We start from the raw sequence: 12,022 nt of genomic DNA, 5'->3' as shown, positions 1-12,022 counted from the left end.
TTTTGCAAAATGAAGTTTAAAATAGAATCAGAATTTAACCCTACAGGCGATCAACCACAAGCCATAAAACAACTTGTAAATGGCTTAAATACCAGCGAAAAATACCAAACGTTGCTTGGTGTAACGGGCTCTGGTAAAACATTTACAGTTGCAAATGTTATTAAAGAAGTACAAAAACCAACGCTAGTTTTAGCACATAACAAAACTTTAGCAGCCCAACTTTATTCTGAGTTTAAACAGTTTTTTCCTGAAAACGCCATAGAATATTTTGTTTCGTATTATGATTATTATCAACCAGAAGCCTATATTCCTGTTACTGGAGTTTACATTGAAAAGGATTTATCGATTAATGAGGAAATAGAAAAAATGAGATTAAGCACAACATCTTCTCTACTTTCTGGTAGAAGAGATGTTTTAGTAGTAGCTTCGGTTTCTTGTTTATATGGTATTGGAAATCCGGTAGAATTTCAAAAAAACGTTATCACTTTAGAACGTGACCAAGTTATTTCAAGAACAAAACTTTTGCATCAATTAGTTCAAAGTTTATATGCACGTACAGAAGGTGAATTTAATCATGGGAATTTCAGAATAAAAGGTGATACGGTAGATATTTTTCCAAGTTATGCAGATGATGCTTTTCGTATTCATTTTTTTGGAGATGAAATAGAAGATATAGAAGCTTTCAATATTCAAACGAATCAGGTTATTGAAAAATACGACCGTGTTAATATTTATCCTGCTAACATGTTTGTTACATCGCCGGATATATTACAAAATGCCATAAAAGACATTCAAGATGATTTAGTAAAGCAACATGATTACTTTAAAGAAATTGGTAAACACCTAGAAGCAAAACGTTTAAAAGAACGTACCGAATTTGATTTAGAAATGATTCGAGAATTAGGGTATTGTTCTGGTATTGAAAACTATTCGAGATATCTTGATGGAAGGGCACCTGGCACACGCCCTTTCTGTTTATTAGATTACTTTCCAGATGATTATTTAATGGTTATAGATGAAAGTCATGTAACCATTTCTCAAGTACACGCTATGTATGGTGGCGATAGAAGTAGGAAAGAAAATCTCGTAGAATATGGTTTTCGTTTACCAGCTGCTATGGATAATCGTCCTTTAAAATTTGAAGAATTTGAATCTTTACAAAATCAAGTTATATATGTAAGCGCCACACCTGCAGATTATGAATTGCAAAAAACAGATGGTATTTATGTAGAACAGGTAATTCGTCCTACTGGCTTGCTAGATCCTGTTATTGAAGTGAGACCTAGTTTAAATCAAATTGATGATTTAATTGAGGAAATACAACTTCGAGTTGAAAAAGATGAGCGTACTTTAGTTACCACACTTACCAAAAGAATGGCAGAAGAGTTGACTAAATACTTAGATAGAATTCAAATACGATGCCGATATATACATAGTGATGTCGATACTTTAGAACGTGTGGAAATCATGCAAGATTTACGCAAAGGTTTATTTGATGTATTAGTTGGTGTAAATTTACTCAGGGAAGGATTAGATTTACCAGAAGTATCTCTAGTTGCCATTTTAGATGCTGATAAAGAAGGTTTCTTACGTTCAGCACGCTCTTTAACTCAAACAGTAGGTAGAGCAGCACGAAACTTAAATGGAAAAGCTATTATGTATGCTGATAAAATAACAAATAGCATGCAAAAAACGATTGATGAAACAAATTATAGACGTGAAAAACAGATTGCTCATAACATTAAATTTAACTTAAAACCTAAAGCTTTAAATAAAAGTTTAGATAACGCTTTATCCAAAAACTCAGTAAGTACTTATAGTTATGAATTAGAGGCTGCAAAAGCTGCTGAGCCCGAAAGCGAATACTTAAGTATAGGGGAATTAGAAAAGAAAATAAAAGATAAAAGAAAACTTATGGAAGAAGCTGCTAAATCTTTAGACTTTATTGTGGCTGCTAAATTGAGAGACGAAATTAAAAGCTACCAAAATAAACTAGAAAAGCTAAAGGTATAACCTTTAGCTTTTCTTATAATCCGCAGAACTTAAACTTAAATTTAAATCAACACTTAAAAATTTGCATTTTAGTAATGCTGAGAGACATTTATGGGATTAGTTATATTGTGTTTTGAAGATGTCTATTAATACATCTGGTGGTACTATTTTGTTAGGAAAACTTTCCATTAAATATAATACTTTAGTTATAGACTCATGGCTTAAACCCATTCTTAAACCAAAATTATATAATTTTATAGCACCTACAGAGTTATTACTTTCCTGTCCATATTCTTGTTCAATATTCATTAATAATACTAATCTATGAAATTGAACAATTCGCTCACTGTGTGATTTTAAATGTGTATAAGAAACTGGATTTTCCAATAAATATTCAAAATCTTCTCTTGAGATGTCTAATTGTTTAGCAACTCCAAGTAAAAAATTATATTCTATGTTTCTTATGTCTTTATCATATTTTGCAAACGCTATCATTTCTGATAAAAGACTTAATTTTTCAACTCTATTAACCATTTCTTAGGGGATTAATTTATAATAATGTAAAGTTACACAGAACATCTACTTTTATAATCGTGGATAAATGTAACTTATCGAAAAGTAGATAGTAGTTGGTCGGCATTTTTATTAATTTCATCAATAAGCACTTTTTTTACATCCAAAAAAATAGCACTTTGTCTTCTTAACTATTTAAATAGTCAACATTAAAATTTAATTTAAAAAACTGATTTACAAATACTTAAAATTAAAATTCTTTAAAAAAATGATATATATGAAAAAGCATTTTTTAAAGTATATTTACAAAACTAAAAAAAAGCGAGAAAAGAGGTTTGCTTTGATGAGTATCGATAAAATGCATAATGGATTAATAGCTAAATTACAGATATGACAAACAATGATATTTTAAAAAAATTAAGGGTCGCATTAAAGCTTAGGGACGACGATATTGTAAAAATTTTAGAGCTTGTAGATTTTAGAATTTCTAAAAGTGAATTAGGAGCTTTTTTTAGAAAAGAAGACCACCCTAAATATATGGACTGTGGCGACCAGATTTTACGTAACTTTTTAAATGGCTTGGTAATACATCTTCGTGGGCCGATGCTTAAAAAAGAAGATAAACCAAAAGAACATGATTCAATAAAATCTGAACCAAAGAAAATTGATAAGTATAAGGTTTTCAATAAAAATAAAAAGAGCAACTAAATTAGTTGCTCTTTTTAATTATATATAACTAAATATTTATGCTAATACTTGCTGTACTTTATCAGCAGCTTCTTGAAACTCTGTAGCGCTTAAAACAGCTAAGCCTGAATTATCAATTAACTCCTTAGCAATATCAGCATTGGTACCTTGTAAACGAACAATAATTGGGACATTAATAGTACCCATGTTTTTATAAGCATCTATAACACCTTGAGCTACACGATCGCAACGAACAATACCTCCAAAAATATTAATTAAGATAGCTTTTACAGCGGGATCTTTTAATATAATTTTGAAAGCTGCTTCAACTCTTGCCGCATCAGCAGTACCACCAACATCTAAAAAGTTTGCTGGCTCTCCTCCTGCTTGTTTAATTAAGTCCATAGTAGCCATTGCTAAACCAGCACCATTTACCATACAACCAACATTACCATCTAAATCAACATAGTTTAAACCAACTTCTTTAGCTTCTACTTCAATTGGATTTTCTTCACGTAAATCTCTTAAATCTGTATAATCTTTGTGTCTGTATAATGCATTTTCATCGATAGTAACTTTAGCATCAACAGCCATTATTTTATTATCACTAGTTTTTAAAACCGGATTAATTTCAAATAAAGAAGAATCAGACTTTACATAAGCTGTATAAAGATTGATAACAAACTTTGTCATTTCTTTAAATGCATTTCCAGATAACCCTAAATTAAAAGCTATGCGTCTTGCTTGAAATGGCATAATACCCACAGTAGGATCTATTTCTTCAGTAAAAATTAAATGGGGAGTTTCCTCAGCAACGGTTTCAATATCCATACCTCCTTCTGTAGAATACATAATCATATTTCTACCAGAACCTCTATTTAACAAAACAGACATGTAAAACTCTTCTGTTTCACTTTCACCAGGATAATAAACATCTTCAGCAACTAAAACTTGGTGTACACGCTTACCTTGGGCAGAAGTTTGAGGTGTTACTAAATCCATACCGATTATTTTACCAGCTATTTCTTCAACTTCTTGAAGGTTTTTAGCAAGTTTTACACCACCACCTTTTCCTCGGCCACCAGCATGAACTTGTGCTTTAATAACATGCCAACTAGTACCAGTCTCACTTGTTAATTGTTTTGCAGCTGCAACCGCTTCTTGAGCATTTTGGGCTACTATACCACGTTGGATACGAACTCCAAAACTACTTAATATTTGTTTACCTTGATATTCGTGTAAATTCATAATTTGCTTAATATATTAACAAGACAAAAGTAAATAATCATGTTAACTTACACTAATAATTAATTACTAAAACTCATAAATAAAGCTATTAAATATAAATTGTTATTTATTTAACATTATGTTTAATTTTAATAAATTTTAATTGATTTAATTTTTAATTCATTTTAAAAAAATATCTTTGAAAAAAAATAAAAATTATGGTAGCTAATCAATTGCTTAAAACTGCTGAAGAATTTGGAAGTCCTATTTATGTTTATGATGCAGAAAAAATTGAATCTCAATATAAAAGACTCACAAACGCATTTAAAACTGTTAAGAATTTAAAAATCAACTATGCTGTTAAAGCCTTATCTAATATATCTATCTTAAAGCTATTTAATTCTTTTGGCTCTGGTATTGACACAGTTTCTATTCAAGAAGTTCAATTAGGTTTAGCAGCAGGTTTTAAAGCTGATCAAATCATTTTTACACCTAATGGTGTTTCATTAAATGAAATTGAAGAAGCAGCTAAATTAGGTGTTAAGATTAATATTGATAACCTTTCAATATTAGAGCAATTTGGTACTAAACATCCTAAGGTACCTGTTTGCATCCGTATAAATCCCCATGTTATGGCTGGCGGAAATGCCAACATATCTGTTGGTCATATTGATTCTAAATTTGGAATATCCATTCATCAAATACCCCATATACTTCGTATTGTAGAAAATACTAAAATGACAATAAATGGCATACACATGCATACAGGTAGTGATATTTTAGATATTGAAGTATTTTTATATGCTAGTGAAATTTTATTTGAAACCGCTAAGCAATTTAAAAATTTAGATTTTATTGATTTTGGATCAGGTTTTAAAGTACCTTATAAATTAGGTGATATTGAAACTAATATTGAAGAGTTAGGTGAAAAACTATCTGCCAAATTCAATGCTTTCTGTAAAGAATATGGTAAAGACTTAACGTTAGCTTTTGAACCTGGGAAATTTTTAGTAAGTGAATCTGGTTACTTTTTAACCAAAGTAAATGCTATAAAACAAACAACATCTACGGTTTTTGCTCAAGTAGATTCTGGATTCAATCATTTAATTCGTCCTATGTTTTATGGTTCGCATCATGAAATTACTAATATATCAAATCCAAATGGTCGTGAGCGTTTTTATACCGTAGTAGGTTACATATGCGAAACAGATACTTTTGGAAACAACAGACGTATTAATGAAATTAACGAAGGTGATGTTTTATGTTTTAAAAATGCAGGTGCTTATTGTTTCTCTATGGCTAGTAACTATAACTCACGTTTTCGTCCTGCAGAAGTGTTATGGTATAACAACAAAGCCCATTTAATTAGAAAAAGAGAAACTTTTGAAGACATAATAAATAATCAAATTGAAGTGGATTTTTGTAAAAAAAAGGAAAAGGTAACAGCATAATAAATTAAATAAAAAAGGGTTTCAAAATTGAAACCCTTTTTTATTTATATAAAGTTATTATCTATTTCTTTATGAATTTTTTGGTTACAAGACCTCTATTTGTAGAAACTGAAACCATAAATAATCCGGATGGTAATTGGCTAACATTTAGTGAAGAAATATTATCATCTACTTTTAAAACAATTCTTCCAGAAATGTCAGAGATAGTTGTAGATTCTATTTCAATAAAATCACTAACAACAAAACTAAGAAGATCTTTAACAGGGTTACTTAATAATTTTAAATCAATATTATTTGTAACAAAATTATTAGTTTTTAGTGTATAGGTTGATAAACTTTCCTGTGTTGTTTCATCTATACTAGCAAGAGGTACTTGTAATCTAGTAAATCTAAAAATCAAATCATCATTATTAGCGTCATAATAAAAATAAGAAGTTTGAGTAGCCGTTCCAGTAACAAAACCGCCAACTAATAAATTTAGATTTTGCACAATTTTTAACCTAGTTACTTCACCATCAAAAGTACCAACTTTTAAATTGCCCCATCCATCTACTTCAACAGTAATAGAACTTGTATTCAAAACTGTTCCAGAAACTGTACCACTAAAGGTGCCATCTACAGAATCTGTATTGGAATAACCATAACTTAATGGAAAAGTTCCTATTACTGCTGTATTGGAATAATTTAATTGAATTCCTGATGACAAAGCAGACGTTACAGCTATTTCACCACCAGTATTAACAAGTCCAATACTACTTACTAAAGTAGCACCATCGTTAGTTTGGATAGTAGCATTTAATCCTGAAACAGCATAAGTATCTGTTAATAAAATTGTTGTGTTTGACAAACTGGTAAAATCCCATGACACATTAGCACCAGTAGTCGATTGATCTACAGTACCGTTTAAAAGGGTATATTGAGATCCTGTTGCACTTTGCAATTGTTCAATATCAGTTTGTGAAAAACTTAAAAAAGTTGAGAAAAATAATAACGAGAGTAGTTTTGTTTTCATTTGAGAATTTTTAGAAATATATTTAAGTTTCAAAATTACAAAAAAACAATCGCCAAATATCGTTGATATACAGCATCATAAAGAAAAATTAACAAACAAATAATTTCCTGTTTTTTTTAATCAAAATTAATAAACTTAAATAATTTTAATTTCTACCAATAAAAAAATGATATCATAGTAATTTTAATTAAAATCATTATACTTTTGAAAATCAACTTTTTTATTTAATGAATTTTACAAACCCTCTAATTTATGGTGTTCCTTGTTTTCTTGGTTTAATCTTACTGGAACTTACATATAGTAAACACAAAAAAACAAATAATGATTTATATAAATGGAAAGACTTGGCTGCTAGTCTTACTATGGGAATAGGGTCTACCATTTTAGCTCCTTTAACTAAAACGATAGCTGCTATTGTCCTTTTTAATTTTGTTTATGAGTTTTTTAACCCTATTATTGATGGTGTTAGAACCAATATTATGGGTTGGAAATCTTTTGGATTCGCTTGGTATATTTGGATAATCTGCCAAATTTTAGATGATTTTAGTTATTATTGGTTTCATAGGCAAAACCATAATGTTCGAATTCTTTGGGCAGCACACATTGTACATCATTCTTCAGAAAATTTTAATTTAGGAACAGCAGTAAGAAACGGTTGGTTCACCATTTTTTACAAACCTTTTTTTTACATGTGGATTCCTGCATTAGGATTCCCACCAGAAATGCTAGTGGTTTGCTTAGGAATTGAAGCTTTATGGCAATTTCAGTTGCATTCTGTATATGTACCCAAAATGGGTATTATTGAAAAAATATTTAATACACATACTATGCACCAAGTGCATCATGCCCAAAACATTGAGTATATGGATAAAAACCATGGTGGCTTTTTAAACATTTTTGATAAAATTTTTGGAACTTGGAAAGAGTTAGACGAAAACATAAACATAAAATATGGTGTTACCAAAGCTCCCAACTCATATAATCCATTAATTATACTAACACATGAATACAAAGATATTTGGATAGACATGAAAAAATCTAAAAACTGGTACCATAAATTTATGTATGTTTTTGGCGCACCAGGTTGGAGTCATGATGGAAGCACTTTAACAATTAAGCAACTACAAAAGCTAAATAAACATTGAAATAAATTTAAATAAAATTAACATTTGTTAATAAATTATCTGTAACAAAGCTAAATATGTAAATATTCAATAAAATATTTGACAGTATTCAATATTTTTAGTAATATTAACTTGTATTCCCTAAGTCTTTTTTATTAGTGCTATTATAATAAAAAGACACTATGAAAATTACGTATTATCATACCTTTAAACAATTACCAAAATCTTTTGGTGCATTGCAAATCCTCCTTTTCTTAATTTTTATTAAATCATTTTATAATGATTATTGAATATTAAACTGAAAAAACAAATTCACTACACTAATAAAATTAAAAATAGAAAAATTACTCTAAAACAAGACTTTATGTATAATTTAATCTTTGTGGAAGAACTTGATCTAGCTCAATATTTAAATCCAAATAATAAAAAAATAGTTAAAAATCTCTACAATGCCTATACAACTGGAGATATCCAAAAAAAATCCCCACTAAAGGTATTACAGATGCCATAAATGAATAGTTAAAAAACAAAATCAAACAATGAGCAAAATGATTAAATTTTTTCGAAAAATCCGTCAAAACTTAGTAATAAAAAACCAAACAGGAAAGTATTTTAAATACGCCATTGGTGAAATTGTATTAGTGGTTATTGGTATTTTAATTGCACTACAAATTAATACTTGGAATGAAAAACAAAAAGAGGAAGAAAAAGAACAACAAATACTCTTTAGTCTTAGAGAAGAATTTAAACAAAATATTAAGGAGCTAAATTTTGACCACAACGTCAACTTAAATTGCTTAAATGCTATTATAACGCTATTAAATTTTGATGAAACTAAAAGTTTTGAAACCAAAACTATAGATAGTTTAATTGGGAAGGTTTTCAATTTTGCAACTTTTGATGCTAGACTAGGAGTCATGAATGATATTATTTCTTCTGGTAATCTAGAATTAATTAAAGATTCTAAATTACGATATGCCTTAAACCAATGGACAGGAGAACTCGATGATTACGAAGACGATGCTGTTATTAGACGCTCATATTGGATAAACAATGTACCACCTATACTTCATAAATTTTTACCGCTACGAAATGGAGATGCTACAATGGATAGAGAAGATTATAAAAGGGACATTCTCATTCCTCCAATTAAAGTACCAAAATCTAATTACGACGAATTTTTAAACAGTCTTCAAGTAGACAATATGTTGTTTGATTATTACATGAATCAATCTTTCGTCACAACAAATGAGGAGCTTATTATGACGTTTTTAAAAGAAACTCTTAAGTTAATTGAAAACAATATCAAACCATGACAAAATTCTTTAGAAAAATCCGTCAAAAACTTATGCAAGAAAACAGAGTTTCTATATACCTAATTTATGCTTCTGGTGAAATTGTACTTGTAGTAATTGGGATTTTAATTGCGCTTCAAATTAATAATTGGAATGATCAACAAAAAAGTAAAAAATATGAAGCAGAAATCCTGTTTTTGATAGACCAAAATTTGCAAAGCGATTCTGTAACTTTATCCATAGAATTACAAAAAGCAAAAGAGGCAATTTTAACAACAGGTTTACTTCTTGAGCAAGTTGCTACTGAAAATTACAACGACAGTTTAAAAATTTGGCTTGGTAACATTATCTGTTTTGAAAGATTTAGAGCAAAATCGAGTGCTTTTGAAGTTTTAAAAGCAAAAGGCATAGAAGTTATATCAAATAAAACTATTCAACAAGAATTGATTTCTTATTATGATGAGAATGTAAATGATGTTTATCAAGCACTAAATGATGTTGAAAGCTCCTTTAATGTTGATTGGGTTCCTGTAATAAAAACAGATTTCAAAGATTTTCAATGGCGGGTATCATGTGAACCAATTAATCATCAAACATTCTTTACCAAACCTTCCTCTATTACACTAATTAAGTTATTCAATGATAATAGAAAAGGAAATGTTCGCTCTATTGAAGCTGCTCTATTTAAAATTACTCAAATTAGAAACTTAATTAAAGCTATGAATAAATGATAAAATTCTTTCGAAAAATTCGTCATTATCGAAACATAATTTTGCTTTTGCAAAATCAAAGGTCTAGTAGACCTTTGGTTGAGATAGCCGCTTGCGGACAATTATTATTACAATTCAAATTATGATAAAGTTCTTTAAACATATTAGAAAATCATATCTTATGGAAAATAAAACCTCAAAGTATTTTAAATATGCCATTGGAGAAATAGTTTTAGTTGTTATTGGTATTTTGATAGCACTACAGATTAATAATTGGAATGAACAACGTAAAGATAAAGCTAAGGAAGCCGTTTTTTTAAACCAAATTCATACAGAGTTTTTAGAAAATAAGGTGCAATTTGAAATGATTAAAAATTTTCATTTAAAATCGCTTAAAAGTTGTGAATGGATGTTAAAAAATCAACCTTTTAAAACGGTTAATTTAGATTCATTGCGTTATCACTCTCTTTGGGCTAGAGTTTCTTATACTTTTGATCCTTCACAAAGTAGTATAAAATCATTAATTAGTTCTGGGTCTATCAACCTTATTCAAGATTTTGAATTGAGAGAACTTTTAATTCGATGGCAAGATTTAATTAACGATTATTTAGAAGAAGAAATAGAAATGCGAAAATTCACAATAGATCTTTTTATTCCCTTCACTTTAGATAATTTTAAATTGTATACAGAGGATGAACGTTTTGATGAAGTGCTCAATTTTGAACAAAAACAGCTTGAAAAATACTTAAATCTTATTGCCCGAAAAAAACGAATTTTGAATGAAATATTATTTGTTGCAAGTGATAGAGAAAATAAAAAAGCGCAAACAGAAATTGAGAAAGTATCTACAACAATGGAATTAATTATTGAAAAAACAAAATTGTAATAAAATTAACAATGATTAAATTCTTTCAAAAAATCCGAAAAAGACTTCTCATGGAAAACAAAACAACTAAGCCTGCCTTTGCCGCAGGCAGGTATTTAAAATATGCAATTGGTGAAATTGTTTTAGTCGTTATCGGAATTTTACTTGCATTGCAAATTAATAATTGGAATGAAAACCGCAAAAATTTAGCTAAAGAAAAAGCCATTTTAAAAGCTATTCACAATGAATTTATCCAAAACAGAATTCAATTAGACTCAGCTTTGCATTATCATAAAAGATCATTAAAATACACAAGTAAATTAGTTTCAATGCTTCCTATAGATGTTAAAAAAATAAATTTAGATTCGGTTTCAAAATATGCTTTTTCAACGCTAACTCAGTTTACTTATAACCCATCTCAAGGATCAATTAATGCCATTATTAACACCTCAACTTTTGACCTTATTCAAAACGACTCTTTAAGAACCTTGCTTATTTCTTGGCCTGATTTGGTGAGCGATTTTCAAGAAGACGAAATACACGCATCAAAAACCATTGATGAAATTATTGATCCTTTTTTAGCAAAACATTTTGATTTTGAGGGCAATTTTAAAGATAAAAGGAATCATCTTAACGTTTTAGAATCTCTGGAGTTTGAATATGTTTATAGACTTCGCCAGGCTAATTTACAAGCAATTTTAGGAGAATTAGGTGAACTTCAAAAACTAACAAGTAGTTTAAATAATATCATCAAACTATCAAAAGTTGATTAAATAAAATATCATGATTAAATTCTTTCGAAAAATTCGTCATTATCGAAACATAATTTTGCTTTTGCAAAATCAAAGGTCTAGTAGACCTTTGGTTGAGATAGCCGCTTGCGGACAATTATTATTACAATTCAAATTATGATAAAGTTCTTTAAACATATTAGAAAATCATATCTTATGGAAAACAAAACCTCAAAGTACGTTAAATATGCCATTGGCGAAATAGTTTTGGTAGTTATTGGAATTTTAATTGCCTTACAAATCAATAATTGGAATGATCATAGAATTGCCAAAACAAATGCTTTAGCAGTCTCTAAAAGACTTTTAACAGAAACAAAAAATAATAAAAAAGAATTGACATCCTATATTTTAATGG

Annotated in this window: 12 protein-coding genes; 9 read left to right on the top strand and 3 right to left on the bottom strand. The window is 29.0% G+C overall.

Features of this window, described 5'->3' with window-relative positions:
- The first annotated feature begins 9 nt into the window (after positions 1 to 9).
- Complete coding sequence (gene uvrB / locus AC1XJX_RS10035; protein WP_482003850.1) at positions 10 to 2,013, top strand: excinuclease ABC subunit UvrB; 2,004 nt, start codon at positions 10 to 12, stop codon at positions 2,011 to 2,013.
- 96 nt (positions 2,014 to 2,109) lie between these two features.
- Here uvrB and AC1XJX_RS10030 read toward each other — a convergent pair whose 3' ends face one another.
- Positions 2,110 to 2,526: a TerB family tellurite resistance protein gene (locus AC1XJX_RS10030; protein ID WP_482003849.1), complete on the bottom strand. Its 417-nt coding sequence runs from the start codon at positions 2,524 to 2,526 to the stop codon at positions 2,110 to 2,112.
- A 369-nt stretch (positions 2,527 to 2,895) separates the two neighbouring features.
- Here AC1XJX_RS10030 and AC1XJX_RS10025 point away from each other — a divergent pair, with 369 nt between their 5' ends.
- A complete protein-coding gene (locus AC1XJX_RS10025) occupies positions 2,896 to 3,213 on the top strand; it encodes a DUF1456 family protein (protein ID WP_482003848.1) in 318 nt (105 codons plus the stop codon).
- A 36-nt stretch (positions 3,214 to 3,249) separates the two neighbouring features.
- On the opposite strand, the gene sucC is transcribed toward AC1XJX_RS10025, so the two are convergent.
- Positions 3,250 to 4,440 (bottom strand): ADP-forming succinate--CoA ligase subunit beta, encoded by a 1,191-nt coding sequence (gene sucC / locus AC1XJX_RS10020; RefSeq protein WP_482003847.1) that lies wholly within the window; start codon positions 4,438 to 4,440, stop codon positions 3,250 to 3,252.
- A 197-nt stretch (positions 4,441 to 4,637) separates the two neighbouring features.
- Here sucC and lysA point away from each other — a divergent pair, with 197 nt between their 5' ends.
- Complete coding sequence (gene lysA, locus AC1XJX_RS10015) at positions 4,638 to 5,870, top strand: diaminopimelate decarboxylase (RefSeq protein ID WP_482003846.1); 1,233 nt, start codon at positions 4,638 to 4,640, stop codon at positions 5,868 to 5,870.
- Between the two features lie 61 nt (positions 5,871 to 5,931).
- On the opposite strand, the gene AC1XJX_RS10010 is transcribed toward lysA, so the two are convergent.
- Positions 5,932 to 6,882 carry a T9SS type A sorting domain-containing protein gene (locus AC1XJX_RS10010; protein WP_482003845.1) on the bottom strand — a complete coding sequence of 317 codons (951 nt, stop codon included), beginning with the start codon at positions 6,880 to 6,882 and terminating at the stop codon, positions 5,932 to 5,934.
- 227 nt (positions 6,883 to 7,109) lie between these two features.
- Between AC1XJX_RS10010 and AC1XJX_RS10005 the strand changes: the two genes are divergently transcribed.
- The 6 genes from AC1XJX_RS10005 to AC1XJX_RS09980 form a co-directional block, all read left to right on the top strand.
- Positions 7,110 to 8,027: a sterol desaturase family protein gene (locus tag AC1XJX_RS10005; RefSeq protein WP_482003844.1), complete on the top strand. Its 918-nt coding sequence runs from the start codon at positions 7,110 to 7,112 to the stop codon at positions 8,025 to 8,027.
- Positions 8,028 to 8,554: 527 nt separating this feature from the next.
- Positions 8,555 to 9,322 carry a DUF6090 family protein gene (locus AC1XJX_RS10000; protein WP_482003843.1) on the top strand — a complete coding sequence of 256 codons (768 nt, stop codon included), beginning with the start codon at positions 8,555 to 8,557 and terminating at the stop codon, positions 9,320 to 9,322.
- Positions 9,319 to 10,032 carry a DUF6090 family protein gene (locus AC1XJX_RS09995; protein ID WP_482003842.1) on the top strand — a complete coding sequence of 238 codons (714 nt, stop codon included), beginning with the start codon at positions 9,319 to 9,321 and terminating at the stop codon, positions 10,030 to 10,032. The genes AC1XJX_RS10000 and AC1XJX_RS09995 overlap by 4 nt, the downstream gene beginning before the upstream one ends.
- Positions 10,033 to 10,192: 160 nt before the next feature.
- Positions 10,193 to 10,897 (top strand): DUF6090 family protein, encoded by a 705-nt coding sequence (locus AC1XJX_RS09990; protein ID WP_482003841.1) that lies wholly within the window; start codon positions 10,193 to 10,195, stop codon positions 10,895 to 10,897.
- Positions 10,898 to 10,947: 50 nt separating this feature from the next.
- A complete protein-coding gene (locus tag AC1XJX_RS09985; protein ID WP_482003840.1) occupies positions 10,948 to 11,649 on the top strand; it encodes a DUF6090 family protein in 702 nt (233 codons plus the stop codon).
- Positions 11,650 to 11,823: 174 nt separating this feature from the next.
- Positions 11,824 to 12,022, top strand: a 199-nt coding sequence (locus AC1XJX_RS09980) for a DUF6090 family protein (RefSeq protein ID WP_482003839.1), incomplete at its 3' end; no start/stop codon positions are given.

This window comes from Flaviramulus sp., from assembly GCF_982512915.1.
Note: the sequence above shows the minus strand (reverse complement) of the source record. Positions and strands in the feature narration are given on the sequence as shown.